Source organism: uncultured Jatrophihabitans sp. (assembly GCF_964244045.1).
GTDB lineage: Bacteria > Actinomycetota > Actinomycetes > Mycobacteriales > Jatrophihabitantaceae > Jatrophihabitans.
Genome location: NZ_CAXTHK010000003.1, coordinates 1 through 18,648 on the forward strand (window position 1 = coordinate 1; position 18,648 = coordinate 18,648).

The window sequence follows — 18,648 nt, forward strand, 5'->3', positions numbered from 1 at the left end:
CGGTGGCGGTGGCGGTGGCGGTGGCGGTGGCGGTGGCGGGGGCGGGGGCGTCGAGGCGGCGGCGGGCGCTGCGACCGCGGTCGTCGGAACCTCGACGTCGGGGGCGACGGCGAGCAGCAGGCCGCCGGCCCGGGCGGTGCCCTGCCCGAGGTCGTTCCACCGCACGACCGGGGCGTCGGCGTCGACGTTGCCCAGCCCGGCGCGGATCGAGCGCACGCCGCCCGGCAACACGCTGCGCACCCCATCGTGGCCGGCGGGCAGGGCGAGGCGTTGCTCGCCGTACTCGGTGGCCACGACCGCCCAGGCGTGCCCGACGACGCTGATCGCCAGACCGTGGGCGGTCGGTGCGAACGCGACGTAGTCGACACCGCGCGCCACCTCGGCGATGCGGTCGGCCAGGGCCGAGCCGTCGCCGCCGCCGTGCGCTGTCTGCTCGAGCGCCGCCACCACCTGGTCGACGACGTCCTCCGAGCCTGGCGCGGCCGAGCACAGCACGATCAGATCGCCATACCGGCCGAGCACCCCGTCACCGGGCGTCGAATGCAGCCTGATGCTCACACCCTCACTCCGTTCGGGTCGCCCAAAGCGCCATGCCCTCGGTTCGCTCCGCAAGCTGCGCTCACACCAATCTCCCGCCGAAGAATCGCCAGTGGATGTTGAAGACGCGCATCGGCCCGTTGACCCAGACCCAGACGGCCAGCCACACCAGGACGAAGTCGACGATGAAGAAGACCTGCGGAATCAGGTGGTCGGGCAGCGGGTCGGAGTCCCACCCCTTGATCCACGGCAGGACGCCGTTGTCGGCAAGGAAGTAGACGACCAGGCCCTCGTTGATGATCGTGATGAAGCCGAAGAACGTGGGCCAGTCCTTCTCCCAGCGCCACTGCATCAGGAAGTGGTAGATGCACTCCCAGACGATGCCGAGGACACCTGTCCACAGCAGGATGGCGAACGCGTCCTGAAAGCGATCCTTGGTGCCGATGTCGACGGAGACGCCGTTGGTGTGCAGGGTGGCGGGGATGATCAAGGCAACGATCGCGGTGACGATCCCGCCGATCACCGCGGTGAAGAAGATGCGGGACTGGATTCGTCCCCAGAGTGTGGGCAGCATTGCTGTTTTCCGTCCTCAGATCTGCTTGTTCTTGGCCCACTTGAGCCACTGGCTGACCGACCGCGCCGGCCCGATCTTCTTGCAGAAGCCGCGTTTGGCGAGATCGTCGGCGATCTCCTGGGCGGCGACCTGCAGGCCCAGGAAGGTGTCGACACCCGGGAAGTAACCACCCAGCGTCGGCGAGCCGGACGCATAGATCACCCCTGGCGCGTTGGCCGTGCCGCGTAGCTCGAAGGTGCGCTCGACGTCGAGGCGGCCCTTGGGGTTGCGGCCCGCCCCGCTGTGGTCGAGCAGGTCCTTCAGGACGCGGTGCTCGGCGATGTCGGCCTCGAGACCGGTGCAGTCGATGACGAAGTCGGCGGCGACATCGAAGGGGCCCTGCTGGGTCTTGACCGTGGTGACGATCCGGCCGTCGGGGGCCACCGACATCGACTCGGCAGTGCCCTGCATGAGGCGGTACCAGCCCTCGTCGCGACCCTTTTTCATGTCGGCCTGCCAGTTACGCCGCCAGGGCGTGTTCGTGCCACCCATCTCGTCGTAGGCGACCGCCCGCTCGTCGCCCTCGAGCCGACGCATCTTGGACTTCAGCTGGCCGCCCCACACCGACTTCGGATAGTTGAAGCCCTGGTAGGCGAAGCCGTTGCCCCCCTTGCGCCGGTTCCACGCGTTCTTGCCGTGCGAGCCGCTGATGAAGGTGCGGAACAGGTGGACGATCTGGACGTTGGTGTTGTGCTTGGCCCGGTCGTCCATGAGGCGCTGCAGCACGCGGGAGGCGACGATGCCGCCGCCGCGGATGAGCACGGTGCCCGGCCGCGTCCGCAGCTGGTTGTAGACGTGCTCGTGGTCCTCGTAGGCGCTGACGACGTGGTGGAAGTCCTGCATCTTGGTGCGGAAGTCCTGCAGGTCGGGCAGGTACTTCAGCCCCGGGTAGCCGATGGCCACGTGCACGTATTGCGAGCGGAAGGCGATGCGCTTGGTGGTTGCGGCACCCTCGGGTGGAGTCAGGATCGTGAAGTAGCCGCCGCCCTGCCGACGCCGGATCATGCGCACCTGGCCCTTGACCAGCATGTCCCAGTAGCGAATGCGCTTGGCCTCGCGCTCGAGGTGGCCGAAGACCACGCCGGCCTTGGGTGTGTAGTAGTCGCGCCAGATCGGTTCGAGGAAGACCTGGATCGCGGTCTTGAGTTTCTTCTCGCGCCACGCCTCCTCGATGGCGTAGGACGGGAAGCCCCAGATGTTGTCCGGGCGCGACGCGGAGTCCGAGCGGATGCGCTCGGGACGTGGGATCTGCGAGACGCGGGTGAGGTACTCGTACGTCTGCCACGGGTGGTCGATGTTCGACAGCACCCGGATCTGATCTGTTGGCACGCCGGCGATCCGCAGGTAGTCCACCGTGACGAACGAGCCGATACCGCCACCGATGGTGACGAACGGGACGTCGACGATCGGGATACCGGCGGCCTGCACCATCTGATCGCTCCACCAGTCCGACGCGATCAGCTGGTCGTTCAGATCACCCTGCTGCGCCGGCGTGTTCGACTGCGCGACCGACATGCCACTCCCCCTCGTCACTGGCTATTGCGTGCCGCCCCGCCGACGCCGGGTGGCGTCGGGGCGGGCGAGTGCGAGGAACATATCCAGAAGATGTGGCGGAGATAAGGGCAAAGCGCAGCGGCGTCCTCGGTTCGTCATAATCCGCGCCGGACCGATCAGAACAGACCGGGCAAACCGGCGTTCAGGTGCCGGACTGTGGCAGGCATCGACCAGGTACCGACGTGCGATCATGCCGATGCCGGACGGCAATCGGTCCCGAACGTCCGGCGCGCAAGCGAGGAGGCGACGTGCCCGACGAGTTCGGCCGCTATCGGCTCATCGAGCTGCTGGGCCGCGGCGGCATGGGCGAGGTCTACCGCGCCCACGACACGGTGCGCGACCGGGTCGTCGCGCTGAAGGTGCTGCCCGACTACCTCGCCGGTGACGAGTCGTTCGAGACCCGCTTCCGTCGCGAGTCGCGGATGGCGGCGAAGCTCAACGAGCCGCACATCATCCCGATCCACGACTTCGGCGAGATCGACGGGCGGCTGTTCCTCGACATGCGGCTCGTCGAGGGGCACGACCTCGGTTCGATACTGGCCAGCCGCGGCGTGCTTCCGGTCGGCGTGGCCGTCGAACTGGTCGCCCAGATCGCGTCCGCCCTGGACGCCGCGCACCTGAGCGGCCTCGTGCACCGCGACGTCAAGCCGTCGAACATCCTGTTGACCGGTCTCACCGACGCCTTGGACGATGTGCCCTTCGCCTACCTCGTCGACTTCGGCATCGCGCGCTCGGCGGCGCAGGAGGGCACGGCGTTGACGGCCACCACCGCGACCGTCGGCACGGTGGCCTACATGTCGCCCGAGCGGATCAGCGGGTTGCCCAGCGACCTGCGCACCGATGTTTATGCGCTGGCGTGCGTGCTGTACGAGACGCTCACCGGTCGCAAGCCCTACGACGGCGAGATGTTCGCGCAGATGTACGCGCACCTGCACACTGCCCCGCCCGCTGCGTCCGCCCGTCGCTCCGAGGTCCCGCCCCAGCTCGACGCGGTGATCGCGAAGGGCATGGCCAAGGATCCCGATCAGCGGTATCTGAGCGCGGGCGCTCTCGCCACCGCTGCCCGCGCGGCAGTGCGCGACGCCGTGCGGACCGACACCGTCCGCGACCGGCCAGCCGCATTCGGCGCCGTAGGCGCGCCCGTCGCACCGCCGCGTGGCGATACCGGGTCAGGGGTCTGGACGCCGCCCCCACCACCGCGTACGCCGAACACACCGCCGCTCGGCAGCGCCCCGCCGTTCCCACCGGCCGGGCCGGGGCGAGTCCCGGACGCCGGCCGTTCGCGGCGCACGGCAGCCATCGCGGCAGCCATCGTCGTGGTGCTCGCGATCGGCGCGGCGATCGCGTTCGTGGCATCGCGCGGCAGCAACGACTCGGCGGCGAACGGGAGCAGCTCGGCGGCGGTGTCGAGCAGCGGGTCGTCGTCGCCGCCGACGACGTCCGGGGGTACTGCTGCGGCACCGGTGCTGGCGACCGGCTCCGCGGCCACGCCCACGGTGTCGTGGGCGCACTTCGCGGCCTTCTCGAAGCTGCTCGGCACCCGCGACGGCGACACCGACGCCGCCTTCAACCATGGCTCGTGCACGCTGTCGGGCCCCGGCACGGACAGCGCGCTCGGCGTCGACGACGAGGTCACCTGCACGTACTCCGGCTCGGCGCAGAACTCGGCACAGAAGATGACCGTCGCTCGCTTTGACAGCCCCAGCGTCCTGCAGGCCTACCTCGGCAAGCGCATCGGCCTGGGCTTCGGCGAGCAGGTCTGGACGGTCTCTGGCCAACCGCGCGGCGTGACGGTCGTGTCGCCGCACGGCGGCACGGGCCCGTCGTCGCTGGCCTCGACCATCTGCGGCCTGCCGGGCTACCTGGTGCAGGTCAGCGCACCCGATCGCACACAGGTCGACACCGATGCGCTGCACGAGCAGACCTGGGACAAGGCAACCTTCCCCGATGCCGTGCCGCCGGAGTGCGACAGCACCTTCCGCACGGCCCAGCCGTCGGCGGTGGCCTCGGCGTCGGTGGGGCCGGCGAAGGGCGTGTTGAGCATGGCGTCCGAGATCATCGAGCCGTTGACGCAGCAGGGCGACAGCTCGCGGACAGGTTTCCAGGTGATCACGTCGGCAGGGGTCGAGGCCATCTCGGTCGGGCAGCAGGGCTCGGTGACGTTCTGGTCGGAGGCCGGCAACACGCTCCAGCAGGTCGGGACCAGCACGTACCCGTACTCGTCGTCGCTCGGTCCGCCCGACGCCGGCGCGACGGGGGCCGTACTCACCGGCATGACCCACGCGACGTTCGTGGTGAGCGGCACGTTCTCCGGAGACGGGTCGGGCAATGCGGTGGCCTATACCGACGGCAGCAAGGGCTGGGGCGCGATCAAGGCGCAGTCCAACGGCGACCTGACGCCGTCCGGCAAGGGCGTCGGGATCGGCGGCGTGGGGCTCAGCAACAATTTGGCCCTGACCGGTGGCCGGTTGGCGACCTATGACTGCTCGAGCCAGGTACCTATCGCCGACTGCAGCGAGAACAACCGCATCATCAAGTACTGGACGTGGAAGAAGGACCACTTCAATCAGACGGGCAGCGCCGGGCGGACCAAGTAAGGCGGGCGAGGGCGTGCGTAGCCACTTCGCCTCGAGTTCGTTGCAAGGAGTCCGCGACGCCGTCGACCAATCATGCGAGCACCCCGAGAGCGTTCGTAGCCATCCCGACCACGATCGGGACCACTCCGAGGCAGACGAACGACGGCAGGAAGCAGGCTGCCAGCGGAGCCATGGCGGTGATCCCGGCGCGTTGCGCCCGGGCGGTGGCCGCCGCAATCGCCTCCGCCCGCAGCTCGGCCGCGTGCCGCTCGAACGCGTCGGCCAGCCGGATCCCGCTGTCGGCGCTGCGCACCGCACTCATGGCCAGCGGCCGGAGCGAATGGGCCGCCGGCACCAGGCTCCACGCATCCTCGGCGCTCGCCCCGAGTCGGAGCAGGCCGGCAACCCGCAGCAGCAGGTCGGCGGACGCGGCGGCGGCTGCCGGCGCCGCGAGGGACAGTGCGTCGGCCAGCGGGCGCCCGCTGCGCAGCACCGCGGCCGCGAGGTCCAGCGGCAGTGCGACGGAGCGGTCGAGCCGCGGGGCCCCCGGCCGGCGCGCCGCAGCCCGGACCGCCAGCCCGACGATCGGGCCTACCACGACCCCCACCACAATGCCCGTCACCGACCCGACAGCGACGAGGCAGGCGACGGCCGACAGCACCGCGGCCACCGCAGCCGCGTGCGGACCGTCGAGCGACCGACGCGGTGTGCTGCCTTCGTCCCGAATCCGCGGTCGACCGCGAATCCGCCGTCGACCAGGCGGCATCGCGAGCAGCGCACCGGCCAGCCACAACCACCCGATGGTCATCCTTGTTCGGCCCGTCGCAGCACGGTGCGGATCCACAGGACCCCGGAGACGTCAAGTACGACACCCACGAGGCACAGCAGGCGGCCGGCGGAAGACCCACTGAGGATCCCGACCGGCGACGCGCCCATCGCAGTGCCGAGGCCCAGGCCGAGCACCGGCAACAGGGCGACGAGCGCCGCCGACGCCCGCGGGCCGGCGAGCGCCACGGTGACCGCGCGGCGTTGGGTGTCGGCGGCAGTCAGGTCGTCGGCGACCCGGTCCAACACCGCACCGAGCGCCGACCCGGTGTCCTGCCCGAGCCGCCACGCCACCCCCACCGCGCGCAGCCCAGGACGCGGATCGGCCTCGAGCACGCTCGACGGATCACCGCGGCCCGCCTCGTCGGCGGCCTGCTCGAAGACGGCACGTACCCGTGGCGCGGCCGTTGCGGCAGCTGCCAACGCACGGGCGGGCAGGCTGCCGGCCGCAAGCTCAGCTGTCAGGATGCGGACCGCAGCGAGCACCGCATCATGCTGACCGCGGGCTCGACGGCGCAGCACCACATCGGCCGCCAGCCGGGCGGCGAGCGCGGCGAGCGCCGCACCCGCGGCGGCCAGCACCACACCCAGCGTCGACCCGACGGCAACCGCGGTCGCGCCGACCACGGTGATGGACATGACCCGCCCGCTCATCACTCGCCGGCGCGCGCCGTGCGTCGAGGACCGGCCGGCACGCCCGACGGCCAACCGGCCGCGACTGCCCAGCGCCGTCATCCGGGCCGGCGCGGCGCGAGGCGTCAAGGTCGCCAGCAGCGCTACGGCCACCAGCGCCCACGCGTTCGCCGTCACCGCGACACCAGTCGCTCGGCGCGCAACCACGCCGCCCCGCGCCCGTCGACGTGCGACCACACCGAGGAGACGGACAGCTCGTCACCGCCGCGATCGAGCAGGCCGATCTCGGCCACCACACGGCGGCCGTCGCGTCCGCGGTGCAGGTGCACAACGACGTCGATCGCACTGGCCACCAGGCTCGTGACCGCGGCAGCAGGCAACCCCGCCAGCGCGCCCAGCGCCGAGAACCGCGCCGGGACGTCCGCGGCCGAGTTCGCGTGCAACGTGGCCGCGCTGCCCTCGTGCCCGGTGTTCAGCGCCACCAGCAGTTCAACCATCTCCGCGCCACGGAACTCGCCCACGACCAACCGATCAGGGCGCATCCGCAGCGCCTGGCGGACCAGCTCGCGCAGCCCCACCGCACCCGCCCCTTCGACGTTGGCCGCGCGCGTCACCAGCCGCACGACATGCGGATGCCGGATGACGAGCTCGGCGGCGTCCTCGATGACCAGCAACCGGTCGCGGGCCGACACCTCGCCGAGCAACGCCCCGAGCAGGGTGGTCTTGCCCGTGCCGGTGCCGCCGGTGACCACGAACGCCAGCCGCGCCGACACCAGGGCGCGCAGCAAGGTGGCGATCTCAATCGGCAGCGCACCGCCGGCGACCAGGTCGTCGACGCCCAGCGGCCGACGCGCGAGTACTCGCAACGACAGCGTCGTCGCCGGTACGAGTGGGGGCAGCACGGCGTGCAGCCGGGTGCCGTCGGCGAGCACCGCGTCGACGTAGGGGCTCGCGTCGTCCAGCCGGCGGCCCGCTCCCGCGGCCAGCCGCTGAGCCAGCGCCCGCACCGCGGCCTCGTCGACGAACCCGACGGAGCTGCGCTCCATGCCGGCGCCGCGGTCGAGCCATACCGAGTCGGGTGCGTTGACCAGTACGTCGGTGACCCCGGCCAGCTCCAGTAGCGGCTCCAGCGGCCCGGCGCCGCGCAGCTCCGCGGCGACGTCGCGGCGCAGTCGGGCGAACACCGCATCGTCGACGATGCCCGTGGACTCGGCCCGTAGCGCGTCATCCAGGGCCGTGTCCAGCCCAGCGCCCGTGTCGACCAACCGGTGTCGCACCCGATCGGTCAGCGGTACGACCTCCGCCCTGGTCATTGCGGCGCCGTGCTCATGCTGCGGCCGGCGTGCTCAGCAGCCCAGCGAACACCCCGTCGGCCACCCGGGCCGTGGCACGGGGCAGCCGAGTGATGTCGAAGCGACGACCGATGGTGCCCAGCCCCGGGAGCACCCCCAGCGACGGCGCGCCGACCGAGTGCGCGGCGCGCCTCGGTTCGATCTCGGCACGACGCACGACCACGCCGAGTGGCAGGTCCGGCAGCGCAGCGACGAGCGTGTGCGCGGCCACCAGCCCCGGCACGTCCGCCCGCGCCAGCACGACGACGAGGTCGCAGCGCACCAGGGCTGCGGCCCGTGCGACACACGCCGCCCTCGGCAGGTCCAGCACGACCGGCCCGCTGCCGGCCGCCGCGTGCAGCACCTGGCCGACGGCGTCCGCATCGAGCTCGGCCACGTCCGCGGCGAGCACCGCGCACTGTCCGATGTGCGGCAGCCCGGCGCGTAGGGCATCCGGCTCGAGCCGCCCGCCCGCGACCTGCAGACCCGACCAGCGGGCGCCCGGCTCGGTCTCGATCCCGAGCAACACGTCGACGCCGCCGCCCGCGACGTCGAGGTCGATGAGCAGCGCCCCCGCCCGGATAGCGAGCACGGCCGCGAAGGTTGACGTCCCGACGCCGCCGCTGCCCCCGATCACGCCGACGATCGGTCCCCCGCCGCTGCCGAACCCCTGCCCCCTGAACGTCATGACCGGAGCCTTCCGGAGCTCACCCCGTCCGAGCCGGCGAACCGCGACGCTGTGGACAGCCGGTCGGTGGCGGCCTGACACACCCAACCCGCAGGACTCAGCCAACGTCAGCGGTGAACCGTAGAGTCAGCCCGTGGCCGAAACCGCGCGCACAGCGGCGTTCTTCGATCTGGACAAGACGATCATCGCGAAGTCCAGCGTGCTGGCGTTCGGCCGGCCGTTCTACCAGGGTGGTCTCATCAATCGCCGCGCCGTCCTGCGCAGCGCCTACGCGCAGTTCATGTTCGCGCTCGCCGGCGCCGATCACGACCAGATCGAGCGCATGCGCGCCTACCTGACCAGCATGTGCACGGGTTGGGACGTCGCCCAGGTGCGCGAGATCGTCTCCGAGACGCTGCACGAGATCATCGACCCGATCGTCTACGACGAGGCGGTCGACCTCATCGGCCGGCACAAGGCAGCCGGGCGCGACGTCGTCATCGTCAGCACCTCCGGCGAGGAGGTCGTCGCCCCGATCGGCGCGATGCTCGGCGCCGACGATGTCGTGGCCACCCAGATGGTCGTACGCGACGGGCACTACACCGGCGAGATCAGCCGCTACACCTTCGGGCCCGAGAAGGCGGTGGCCATCCGCGAGCTCGCCGCCGCCCGTGGTTACGACCTGTCGGCCAGCTACGCCTACTCCGACTCCGCCACCGACCTGCCGATGCTGGAGAGCGTCGGCCACCCGTACGCCGTCAATGCCGATCGCGCGCTGCGCCGGGTTGCCGTCGAACGGGAGTGGCCGCTGCTCACCTTCTCCAATGTCGTTCCGTTGCGTGAGCGGATCTCCGGGCTGCGACCCGAGCACCCCGCCACCGCGGCCACTGTTGTCGGCGCAGGCGTCGCCGCGGCCGGTGTCACGTGGTTCGCCGTGCGCCGACGGCTGCGCACCTGAGCCTGTGGACCGGTGCAGATCTGCGGCGAACACGCCGACCGAGGGTTGCGTGACCGGCGTCACAGTGGGATGTTTTCGGCAGCACGGACGTACGAGCACCCACGCGGCGATCCCACCGTCAAAGGTGAGTCGACGTGGCACCGAGGCAGCGCCGCCGACGGACCGCGTTCGACACTTCCATAAAGGGCACGCTTGGTAACTCGCCGTCCGTGTCGGCGGCGTCGCCGAACCCAGGACCACGTGTCCTGTGACGAGGCGACGCCGCCGTCTGACGTCCCGGGGTCAGCCCCGAGCAATGGCCTCGCAGATCGCCACGCTCTCGGTTGCCCCGGCGACCACCGCGTCGGCGCAGTGCACCAGCCAGCGACCGATGCCGGCCGGCGTCTCGGACCGGTAGGCCTCGAGCGACTCGTCGTACTCGGCGCGCAGCTCGCGGTGCCCCACCTCGATCGCGACCAGCGACTTCGGATCCAGCCCGCGCTCGACGAGCGTCAACCGGACGGCCGCCCGCGCCACGATCCCGGACGCCGGCGCGAACGCGTCCAGGCCAAGTAGTTCGCCGTGCACGATTCCGGCCATGACGACGGCCGGTGCCCGCGTGGTCGCGAGCACGAGCGTCAGCGTGTCCATCCGTTCGGCGGCACCGGCGCGCGGGCGGCCGAGCGAATCGGTGTCCTCGACCAGGTCCGCGGCGGCCAGCGCGTGCAGCCGGGCCATCGCCTGCCGCGGCGCGCGCGTCCAGGTGTCGGCCAGGGCCGCGATCGCCGACTGGGCCCGCAGCGCGCCCTGCACGATCGGCCGCTGCGCCGCGTCCCCGGAGCGGACGTCAGCCAGGTCGACCTCGTCGCCGGCGAGCCAGGCTGACGCCCAGGCACCCCGCAACGACGACTCGGCCGAGACGTCGGCCGAGCGGCGGCGCAGCGTTCGGTTGGTCAGCAGCGCGTCGACCGCGGCGCGTGCGCGCTGCACCCCGTTCGCAACGCCGGGCAGCTCGAGCAGCGGGTCGAGCGGGTCGGCAGGCACGAGAGGCAACGGTAGTGCGCTCGAGCTCGTCGCACGTCGCAGCACCCGTGGCCGCGGGCAGGCTGCCATGATTGGGGTCAATCGGGTGCGCTCGCGCCCGTCGACGAAGGAGCCGAGACCGTGACGGTCACCCCACCGCCGAACGCCGGCCCCCGGCCGGGCCCGGCCACCGCACCACCGGCAACTTTCGGAACCTCCGCCAGCCCCGCCACCTCGGCGGCCGACGTGCAGCCGAGCATGGGCGAATTGGTGTCCAAGGCCTCGCAACACCTGTCGACGCTCGTGCGCAGCGAGATCGAGCTGGCCAAGCTGGAGCTGCGCTCGACGGTCAAGAACGCCGGCGTGGGTGCAGGGGCGTTCATCGGCGCGCTCGTGGTGCTCGTCTTCTCCCTGACGTTCGGTTTCCTCGCCCTCGCCGAGGGCATCGCCGCGCTCGGGCTCGACCGGTGGCTGGCGTTCCTGATCGTGTTCGTCTTCCAGCTGCTCGTGGTCGGTGTGCTCGTGTTCGTGGGCATCCGCAAGATCAAGCGGGTGAAGGCCCCGGAGCGCACCATCAGCACGAGCAAGGAGACGGTCGCCTACCTGCGCAACCACGCCTAGGCTGCCGCGACGTGGGATTCGGCCCTCTCCCGGGCGCGCCGGACAGTTCGTCCGTCCTCGTCGAGGGCCCGTGGACGCACCGCGTCGTGCGGGCCAACGGCATCGCCCTGCACGTCGCCGACGTCGGCTCGGGGCCGCTCGTCCTGCTCGTCCACGGCTTCCCGCAGTTCTGGTGGGCGTGGCACCAGCAGCTGATCGATCTCGCCGAGGCGGGCTACCGAGCGGTCGCCGTGGACCTGCGCGGGTACGGCGCCAGTGACAAACCGCCGCGCGGGTACGACTCGCCGACACTGGCCGCAGACATGGCCGCGCTGGTCACCTCGCTCGGCGAGGAGCAGGCCATGGTCGTCGGTCATGACGTCGGCGGCACCCTGGCCTGGACCATGGCCGCCCTGCACCCCCAGGTCGTACGCAGCGCGGTGGTGCTCGGCGCCGCGCATCCGCTCGACATGCGGGCGGCGTTGCGTCCCGGGGCGTCCGCCGCCCAACGGCGTGCGTCGGCCTACGCGCTGCGGACCTTCCAGATCCCGCGCCGTCCCGAGAACATGCTCTCGCGCGACTCCCGCTGGGTCCGCGAGCTCTACGACCGCTGGACGGGCCCGCGCTGGCGCGGTACGCCCAGCTACCGCGCCGACGTCGAGCGATACGCCGAGGCCATGCGCATCCACCCGGTGTCCTACTGCGCGGCCGAGCACTACCGCTGGCTGGTCCGCTCGGTCCCGCGTTCGGACGGCCGGGCCTGGGCGGCGTCGATGCGCACCTCAATCACCGCGCCGGTGCTGCACCTGCACGGTGACTTCGACACCTGCATCCTGCCCTTGACCGCGCACGGCGCCGAGCGGCACGTCACCGGGCCCTACGAGTGGCGGCTGCTCGACGGTGTCGGTCACTTCCCGCACAACGAGGTCCCCGGCATCGTCGGCGACGAGCTCATCCGCTGGGCCAAGTCGACGCTCTGATCCGACGGTGGGTAGCAGCCAGGACGAGTAACCCGGCGACGAGCCCGACCACCGCGCCGGTGAGTACGAGCGGCCACCACGATTGCCCACCAGCGTCCACGATGTCGAGCGTGCTGCCGTACGCGCGCGACGCGGTGATCCCCCGAAGCGGGACGTAGCGGCCGTGATAAACGACGTTCTCCGAGTCCGCAGGGCCGTCCCACCGCCAGACGTGGGTGCCGAGCGCAAGCAGCAGACCAACGGCGACGCCGGCCACCGGCCAGACCGCCGGGCGCGTCCCACGGAGGAACCGACCGCCGCAGGCCACGAGCAGGCCGGCAAGTAACCCGACGCCCAGCGCTACCGGAAGCAACGGCAGCAGGGCCGGGTGCACGCCACCCGCGTCGAGCAGGTGATACGGGTAGGGCCGCGCCCCGGAGCGCCACAACCAACCCAGCCCCAGGCTGATGCGCGGGCCGGCCAGCAACGTCACCACCACGACGAGTAGGCCGCCGGCCAGCAGACCCAGCGCGGCGCAGGTGGCCAGCGTCCGCCGGTCAGGCACGGCGAGCCCCGAACCGCGCCGCTACCAGCAGACCGCAGGCGGCGACGGAGCCGACGAGCAACCCGACGATCGCTCCGGCCAGCGCGAGCGGCCACCACGACGACGGTGGCGACCCGCCGCCGTAAAGCACCCCGTCCACCGCCGTCGTGTTCAGCGGCGAGTACGCGTACCAGCCGAAGTCGCCGCGCGGAACGGGTCGCAGCCCGTAGGCGTGCAGTTCGACCGCCACCAGAACGCCGACGACGAAGCCGGTCACGGCCAGCGTGACCACGAACATCGGGCGCCCGTGACCGCCGGCCCGGCGCGCCGCAGCGAACCGCAGCACGACGCCGACCAGCAGCCCGGCCACCAGGCCGGTGCCGACGGCGACGGGCAGCGCCGGCGCGACGCCGAGCGACTCGGCGGTAGGCAGGTAGTCGACGTAGCGCCGCGGGAGGCCGACCGACGACCGCGCGCCCAGGCCGGCGACGACCGTCGAACCGACGACGAAGCGAAGCGCCAGGAACAGCACCGCACCGACAACCGCACCCACCGCGGCGCAACCTGCTGTGATCCGCACCGCCGGAATCTAACTCAGCCCGGCGTGCAGGAACCGGTGTCGACGGCTGCCCGGGCCGTCCGTCCCACCGACGCGGCGGCCGCTATTTCGGCGTCGGTGAGGACGAAGCCGGTGTCGGGCGAGTCGAGGGCGGTGGCGAAGACCATGCCGAGCACGGTGCCGTCGTCGGCGAGCAGCGGGCCGCCGGAGTTGCCGCTGCGCACGACCGAGCGGATCGAGTAGATCGAGCGGGTGATGTTTCCGTTGCCGTAGATGTTCGACCCGCGCACGGTGGTCTGCGAGCGGATGCGGGCGGAGCGCACGGTGAACGGCCCGTTCTCCGGGTAGCCGAGGACGGTGGCCGGGTCGCCGGTCCGCCCGGGCGCCGCGGTGAAGCGCAGCGCGGGAGCGTCCAGATCTGGGGCATAGAGCACGGCGACGTCGCGGCCGGGATCGAGATAGACGACCTCAGCCGGCACCGTCCGTTGCGAATCACCCGTGCCACTGCCGACAACGATGCGAACCGTGCGGGTGCCGGCCACGACGTGGGCGTTCGTGAGTACGCGGTGCGGGGCGTAGACGAAACCCGAGCCCTCGATACCACGGTCGCACTCCGGCGCCTCGCCGAAGATCTTGACCGTCGAACGCTGCGCGGTACGCACCCGGGCCGCGACCGCAGGCGTCAGGTTGGCGGGCGGCGAGGGCACGGCCACCACGGACGTCGAGGGCAGGTCGCCGAGGACCGGCGGGAAGCCGCTCTGGTCCAGGAATCCGCGCAGCGACGAGTACAGCCCACGCACCTCTTCGGGCACCGCCCCGTTGACGGCACGCACGATGCGGGAGTGCCCGGCCTCGGCGGCGAGCGTCGGGTACGGCGAGGTGGCCAGCGGCACCGCGACCATCCAGGCCACCAGCAGCACCGACAGCACGCCGAGCACCGACCCGACACCGGCGTCGACGGGCCTGCCCCGCCTGGGCACCAGCTGCTTCACGTGCCCGGCGAGGTAGACGCCGGCCAGCTGCCCGACGGTGGCCAGCACCAGGACGCAGACGATCGCCACCGGTACCTGCGCCCGGCCGTCGGCCACCCGCGACCCGAGCGGTTGCGCGACCTGCGCGCCGATCGCTGCGCCGCCGAAGAAGCCGAGCAGCGAGAAGACGCCCACGACGGCACCGCTGCGGAAACCGCCGATGCCGTAAGCGATCGCGACCACGATGATGATCACGTCGAGGACGTTCACGCGCCCGCCGCAGATCCCGACCCAACTGCGGCGCCCGACCCACTAGCACTGCCCGGTTCGACGACAAGCGTCCCCGTCTGGCCCTGCTGGACGTGGATGGTGCAGACGAAGTCGTAGCGACCCGGTTTGCCCGCCGTGAACGTCACCGAGGCGACATCGCCGGCAGGGGTCAGCGGGACGGCTGCGCCGGGCAGGCCGGTGACCTGCAGGTTGTGCGGCGGCCCGCTCCCGGTGCTCGTGCGGTTCTGCAGGATGATCCGGACCTTGCCCGGGTGCACGATCAGCGTGGCCGGGTGGAACCGCAGGTCGGCGCCGGTGACGACGACGATCTGCTGGGCGCCGTCGACCATCGTCGCGGTGCCCGACCCGCTGTTCGGCTGCCGCTGCGCGGCCGATTTGGTGTTGCTGCACCCGCTTGCCGCGCCGACCACCAGTGCCAGCGCAACGACGCCGGCCGCGAGGCGGGTTCGGATCGCGCGCATCAGTCGACCGTACCGACGGGCGTGTCGTACTTGGGCAGCGGCGGCAGGGTGCGGCGTGCGGTCTCGTCCCAGGGCCGGGCCCATCCCGCGAGCTCGAGCAGCCGGTCGAGCAACCCGGCGGTGAACCCCCAAACGAACAGGCCCCGCACCTCGAAACCCGGCCGGATGTAACCCATCGGACCGGCAACCTGGAAGCGGTTGGCGGGATCAGCCAGCTCGGCGAGCGGCACGAGCTCGACCCGCGCCACCTCCCCGGCGTCGACGGCCCGCACCGCCCCGACGTCGCGCACGTCCGGACACCAGGCCAGCACCGGGGTGACGACGAACCCGGTGACCGGGATGAAGATGTCGGGCAGCGCGGCAAGCACGACGACGCCGGCAGCGTCGAGACCGACCTCCTCGGTCGCCTCGCGCAGGGCAGCTGCGGTGGGCGAGGCGTCGGTCACGTCGACAGAGCCGCCGGGGAAGGCGACCTGACCCGCGTGCTTGCGCAGGTCCGACGCCCGCTCGATGAGCAGCACCGCCGGCCCGTCCGGTCCCTCGGCGAAGGCGATGAGCACGGCCGACGGCCGCCCGGACCCGTCCTCGGGCGGCAGGTACTGCGAGAGGTCATGACCGGTGATCGAACCGGCCGCAGCAGCGAGTGGCGCCAGCCAATCGGGGATCATGACGCCAGCACTTGTGCCTCGCTCTTGACGAGCTTCGCCGCGACCGAGGCGTCCGTGGGTCCGTCGCCGAAGGACGGGCAGAGCCGCGCAATGGGGCAGACGCCGCAGGCGGGCTTGCGGGCGTGACACATCCGCCGGCCGTGGAAGATCGCGCGGTGGCTGAAGTCCGTCCACTCCTTCTTGGGGATCAGCTCGGCGACGACGAACTCGACCTTCACCGGGTCGGTCTCGGCCGTCAGACCCCAGCGGCGCACCAGCCGCCCGAAATGCGTGTCGACGGTGAGACCGGGTACGCCGAAGGCGTCGCCGAGGACCACGTTGGCCGTCTTGCGGCCGAACCCGGGCAGGGTGACGAGCTCGGTGAGCGTGTTCGGCACCTCACCGCCGAAGTCCTCGACCAGCTTCTGCCCGAGCTTGATCAGCGACGTGGTCTTGTTGCGGAAGAACCCGGTGGATTTGATCAACGCCTCGAGCTCGTCGCGGTCGGCACCGGCGTAGGCGGCCGCGTCCGGGTAGCGACGAAACAGCGCCGGCGTCACCTCGTTGACCCGCTTGTCCGTGCATTGCGCCGACAGGATCGTGGCGACCGACAGCTCGAGCGGCGTCGTGAAGTCCAACTCGCAATGGGCGTCGGGGTAGACGTCGGCGAGCTCGCGATTGATCCGCCGAGCGCGGCGGGTGAGCGCGAGCGGGGACTCGACGGGCGGGGCGGTGACCACAGAACGAGCCTACGATCCGGATCCGACAGCTCCGGCCTACCCGTCGTTCCGGGCGCCGTGCGGCATGATGGGTGCCATCATGATCGGCTTCGCGCTCGTCCTCTTCCCCTTCGTCGTGCTGGGCTTCGTCCTGCTCATGGAGCGCGTCGAGGAGCCGCTGAACCTGCTGCCCAACGAGCGCGAGATCGAGCAGTTCCTCGACACGGCCAACAAGTCCGAATTGGACACCTTCGTCCGCGAGGGCAGTGAGTCGGCGCTGCGCCGCTTCCGGGTGCGGTTGGGCATCGGTCGGCGCCGCGGTCGTCGTCGGGCTGATCCGGCCGCGCTGGACTGATCAGCAGCAGGGAAGGCGGGTGCCCTAGACTCGCCTCGACTGTGACCGGGCTCGCACCGGCGATGATCAGCCGCGACCGAGGAGTATGGGTGGACGAGATTCTGCGCAGGGCGGGGCTCTTCCAGGGCGTCGACCCGGAAGACGTCGAAGCACTGTCCGGTGAGTTCGAGATCTTCGACGCGCCCCGCGGCGCCGTCCTGTTCAACGAGGGCGAGCCCGGCGACAGCCTGTACATCGTGCTGGGTGGCAAGGTGAAGCTCGGCCGGCGTTCGCCCGACGGGCGCGAGAACCTGGTCGCCATCTACGGGCCGTCCGACCAGTTCGGTGAGCTCTCGCTGTTCGATCCCGGCCCCCGCACGGCCACCGCGACCGTCGTCACGGACGCCCGGCTGGCGCGGCTGCCCAAGGCAGCACTGCAGAAGTGGGCCACCGAGCGCCCGCAGATCGCACTGCAGCTGCTGCGCGTCGTCGCCCGCCGCTTGCGCCGCACCAACACCATGCTCGCCGACCTGATCTTCGTCGACGTCCCCGGCCGGGTGGCCAAGCAGCTGCTCCAGCTGGCCCAGCGCTTCGGCTCGATCGACGGTGGGCAGCTACGGGTCACCCACGACCTCACGCAGGAGGAGCTCGCCCAGCTCGTCGGCGCCTCGCGCGAGACCGTCAACAAGGCACTCGCCGACTTCGCCTCGCGCGGGTGGCTGCGTCTCGAGGGCAAGTCCGTCGTCATCCTCGACCGCGAGCGCCTGGCCCGCCGCGCCCGCTGAGGCCCGCCCTCCCCTCACCCACGTTGAGTGTCGGCTTGCGCGTCGAGTGTCGGTTTGTAAGTCGACACTCGCGCTGCAACCCGACACTCAACGCCTGGATGACGCGAGCGTCATGATCATCAGGCGTTCTCGGCGTAGTTCGCGCACCAGAGCAGCGGCCTGATCCATCCGCTGGAAGACCTGCACCGGGCCCAGCGTGACGGTCAGCCAACGGCCACGCTCCGCGACATCGACTTCGCGGGTGATGTCCCGGCGCATGCGATCCAAGTCGGCGTGGAATCGGCCGTTGTATTCGACTGCCAGCCGCGCGTCCTCGTAACTCAAGTCCGGCTCGGCCAACCACTGACCCCACTCGTCACGCACCGGCAGGTTGACGCCGGACGGTCTCAGTCCGCGTTGCACGAAACCGACCCGCATCCAGGACTCAGGCCGCGAGCGCGAGCGCGCGTCGAGCAGTGGCAGTGCCGAGCGGGCCCGACGAACACCTCGCTGGCGAACCGCGCGTTGCACGACATCGGAGAGCTCGTCCTCGCGGGCGCCCGACCGCAGCACGCTGTCCCCGGCGGCTACCAGGTCCTCCAAGCAGAGACACTCGGCGAGATGCAGCCAGGTGAGCGGCAGCGCAGTGACCGGGACTTCACCGACTTGGGTGATCTCGTCGCAGCGAAGACGACGCCGCCGGACCCGCACTTCGTGGCGACCGCTGCGGGCGTGGTTACGCGGCAGCTCGCTCGTCCCTTGGACGATGACTTCGACGCGGTCCGGCTCGTCCGGAGTCGGCAGCCAGAGCCCGTGCAGCTGGGCGGCCGTTCGTCCGGCTACGACTGCGTCAGTTGGCAGGACGCTGAGCAGTGCAGCGCACCGGGCGGTGAGGTCGGGCAACGCTTCCGGCGGCCGCCATACGCCACGAGTCACGCGGATCAGCTCTGTCACCAGCGCAGGTTCCGCGCCCGGGCGGCAGGTTCGCACCCCTTTCCGCGACGCTGTGGACGAGGCGCGGCCCTGTGGACGCCGGCGCTCCCACGTTGAGTGTCGGGTTACGTGTCGAGTGTCGGCTTTTAAGTCGACACTCGCGCTGCAAC

General features: G+C 71.4%; 21 protein-coding genes. 6 read left to right on the forward strand and 15 right to left on the reverse strand.

Translation table 11 applies throughout. The features are described from left to right. From ACFFC4_RS03060 to ACFFC4_RS03070, 3 genes are all read right to left on the reverse strand, one after another. A partial coding sequence (locus ACFFC4_RS03060) for a hypothetical protein (RefSeq protein WP_375497670.1) occupies positions 1-558 on the reverse strand: 558 nt, incomplete at its 3' end. A 61-nt stretch (positions 559-619) separates the two neighbouring features. Next, a complete protein-coding gene (locus tag ACFFC4_RS03065; RefSeq protein WP_375497672.1) occupies positions 620-1,111 on the reverse strand; it encodes a hypothetical protein in 492 nt (163 codons plus the stop codon). Positions 1,112-1,126: 15 nt separating this feature from the next. Next, positions 1,127-2,665: a hypothetical protein gene (locus tag ACFFC4_RS03070; protein ID WP_375497674.1), complete on the reverse strand. Its 1,539-nt coding sequence runs from the start codon at positions 2,663-2,665 to the stop codon at positions 1,127-1,129. Between the two features lie 287 nt (positions 2,666-2,952). Here ACFFC4_RS03070 and ACFFC4_RS03075 point away from each other — a divergent pair, with 287 nt between their 5' ends. After that, on the forward strand, positions 2,953-5,301 hold the full coding sequence (locus ACFFC4_RS03075) for a serine/threonine-protein kinase (protein ID WP_375497676.1): 2,349 nt from the start codon (positions 2,953-2,955) through the stop codon (positions 5,299-5,301). 70 nt (positions 5,302-5,371) lie between these two features. Here ACFFC4_RS03075 and ACFFC4_RS03080 read toward each other — a convergent pair whose 3' ends face one another. Genes ACFFC4_RS03080 through ACFFC4_RS03095 form a run of 4 tightly spaced genes read right to left on the reverse strand, consistent with a single transcriptional unit; the run spans position 5,372 to position 8,757 of the window. Next, complete coding sequence (locus tag ACFFC4_RS03080; RefSeq protein WP_375497678.1) at positions 5,372-6,088, reverse strand: type II secretion system F family protein; 717 nt, start codon at positions 6,086-6,088, stop codon at positions 5,372-5,374. Further along, on the reverse strand, positions 6,085-6,915 hold the full coding sequence (locus tag ACFFC4_RS03085; protein ID WP_375497680.1) for a type II secretion system F family protein: 831 nt from the start codon (positions 6,913-6,915) through the stop codon (positions 6,085-6,087). Before ACFFC4_RS03085 ends, ACFFC4_RS03080 begins: the two co-directional genes overlap by 4 nt. Further along, the gene (locus ACFFC4_RS03090; RefSeq protein ID WP_375497682.1) at positions 6,912-8,051 is read right to left on the reverse strand and encodes a TadA family conjugal transfer-associated ATPase; all 1,140 of its coding nucleotides are present in this window, start codon (positions 8,049-8,051) and stop codon (positions 6,912-6,914) included. Before ACFFC4_RS03090 ends, ACFFC4_RS03085 begins: the two co-directional genes overlap by 4 nt. Positions 8,052-8,064: 13 nt before the next feature. After that, on the reverse strand, positions 8,065-8,757 hold the full coding sequence (locus ACFFC4_RS03095) for a hypothetical protein (RefSeq protein WP_375497684.1): 693 nt from the start codon (positions 8,755-8,757) through the stop codon (positions 8,065-8,067). 133 nt (positions 8,758-8,890) lie between these two features. Here ACFFC4_RS03095 and ACFFC4_RS03100 point away from each other — a divergent pair, with 133 nt between their 5' ends. After that, on the forward strand, positions 8,891-9,694 hold the full coding sequence (locus ACFFC4_RS03100; RefSeq protein ID WP_375497686.1) for an HAD family hydrolase: 804 nt from the start codon (positions 8,891-8,893) through the stop codon (positions 9,692-9,694). A gap of 282 nt (positions 9,695-9,976) precedes the next feature. Here the strand turns inward: ACFFC4_RS03100 and ACFFC4_RS03105 are convergent, their stop codons facing one another. Further along, positions 9,977-10,717: an oxidoreductase gene (locus tag ACFFC4_RS03105; RefSeq protein ID WP_375497688.1), complete on the reverse strand. Its 741-nt coding sequence runs from the start codon at positions 10,715-10,717 to the stop codon at positions 9,977-9,979. 120 nt (positions 10,718-10,837) lie between these two features. On the opposite strand from ACFFC4_RS03105, the gene ACFFC4_RS03110 reads away from it, so the two are divergent. Then, positions 10,838-11,317, forward strand: coding sequence for a phage holin family protein (locus ACFFC4_RS03110; protein ID WP_375497690.1), 480 nt, complete (start codon positions 10,838-10,840; stop codon positions 11,315-11,317). 11 nt (positions 11,318-11,328) lie between these two features. Continuing rightward, on the forward strand, positions 11,329-12,276 hold the full coding sequence (locus ACFFC4_RS03115; RefSeq protein WP_375497692.1) for an alpha/beta fold hydrolase: 948 nt from the start codon (positions 11,329-11,331) through the stop codon (positions 12,274-12,276). Here ACFFC4_RS03115 and ACFFC4_RS03120 read toward each other — a convergent pair. From ACFFC4_RS03120 to nth, 6 genes are read right to left on the reverse strand one after another with little or no spacing between them, the layout of a single operon-like run. Then, on the reverse strand, positions 12,248-12,820 hold the full coding sequence (locus tag ACFFC4_RS03120; protein WP_375497694.1) for a hypothetical protein: 573 nt from the start codon (positions 12,818-12,820) through the stop codon (positions 12,248-12,250). The genes ACFFC4_RS03115 and ACFFC4_RS03120 overlap by 29 nt on opposite strands. Further along, on the reverse strand, positions 12,813-13,379 hold the full coding sequence (locus tag ACFFC4_RS03125; protein WP_375497696.1) for a hypothetical protein: 567 nt from the start codon (positions 13,377-13,379) through the stop codon (positions 12,813-12,815). Before ACFFC4_RS03125 ends, ACFFC4_RS03120 begins: the two co-directional genes overlap by 8 nt. Positions 13,380-13,393: 14 nt before the next feature. Further along, positions 13,394-14,599 (reverse strand): MarP family serine protease, encoded by a 1,206-nt coding sequence (locus ACFFC4_RS03130; protein WP_375497698.1) that lies wholly within the window; start codon positions 14,597-14,599, stop codon positions 13,394-13,396. Further along, the gene (locus ACFFC4_RS03135; protein WP_375497700.1) at positions 14,596-15,081 is read right to left on the reverse strand and encodes a cupredoxin domain-containing protein; all 486 of its coding nucleotides are present in this window, start codon (positions 15,079-15,081) and stop codon (positions 14,596-14,598) included. The genes ACFFC4_RS03130 and ACFFC4_RS03135 overlap by 4 nt, the downstream gene beginning before the upstream one ends. Then, a complete protein-coding gene (locus tag ACFFC4_RS03140) occupies positions 15,081-15,749 on the reverse strand; it encodes an NUDIX hydrolase (protein ID WP_375497702.1) in 669 nt (222 codons plus the stop codon). The genes ACFFC4_RS03135 and ACFFC4_RS03140 overlap by 1 nt, the downstream gene beginning before the upstream one ends. Next, complete coding sequence (gene nth / locus ACFFC4_RS03145; protein WP_375497704.1) at positions 15,746-16,468, reverse strand: endonuclease III; 723 nt, start codon at positions 16,466-16,468, stop codon at positions 15,746-15,748. Before nth ends, ACFFC4_RS03140 begins: the two co-directional genes overlap by 4 nt. Between nth and ACFFC4_RS03150 the strand changes: the two genes are divergently transcribed. After that, positions 16,461-16,802 (forward strand): hypothetical protein, encoded by a 342-nt coding sequence (locus ACFFC4_RS03150; RefSeq protein WP_375497705.1) that lies wholly within the window; start codon positions 16,461-16,463, stop codon positions 16,800-16,802. The two genes, nth and ACFFC4_RS03150, sit on opposite strands and share 8 nt — an antisense overlap. Before the next feature lie 89 nt (positions 16,803-16,891). Continuing rightward, a complete protein-coding gene (locus ACFFC4_RS03155) occupies positions 16,892-17,566 on the forward strand; it encodes a Crp/Fnr family transcriptional regulator (RefSeq protein WP_375497707.1) in 675 nt (224 codons plus the stop codon). An 87-nt stretch (positions 17,567-17,653) separates the two neighbouring features. Here the strand turns inward: ACFFC4_RS03155 and ACFFC4_RS03160 are convergent, their stop codons facing one another. Then, complete coding sequence (locus ACFFC4_RS03160) at positions 17,654-18,499, reverse strand: hypothetical protein (RefSeq protein ID WP_375497709.1); 846 nt, start codon at positions 18,497-18,499, stop codon at positions 17,654-17,656. Positions 18,500-18,648: the final 149 nt, after the last annotated feature.

Coding starts and splice junctions, on each gene's coding strand:
- ACFFC4_RS03090 (WP_375497682.1), bottom strand. CDS start 8,051: ATGACCAGGGCGGAGGTCGTACCGCTGACCGATCGGGTGCGACACCGG.
- ACFFC4_RS03140 (WP_375497702.1), bottom strand. CDS start 15,749: ATGATCCCCGATTGGCTGGCGCCACTCGCTGCTGCGGCCGGTTCGATC.
- ACFFC4_RS03065 (WP_375497672.1), bottom strand. CDS start 1,111: ATGCTGCCCACACTCTGGGGACGAATCCAGTCCCGCATCTTCTTCACC.
- ACFFC4_RS03095 (WP_375497684.1), bottom strand. CDS start 8,757: ATGACGTTCAGGGGGCAGGGGTTCGGCAGCGGCGGGGGACCGATCGTC.
- ACFFC4_RS03070 (WP_375497674.1), bottom strand. CDS start 2,665: ATGTCGGTCGCGCAGTCGAACACGCCGGCGCAGCAGGGTGATCTGAAC.
- ACFFC4_RS03135 (WP_375497700.1), bottom strand. CDS start 15,081: ATGCGCGCGATCCGAACCCGCCTCGCGGCCGGCGTCGTTGCGCTGGCA.
- ACFFC4_RS03080 (WP_375497678.1), bottom strand. CDS start 6,088: ATGACCATCGGGTGGTTGTGGCTGGCCGGTGCGCTGCTCGCGATGCCG.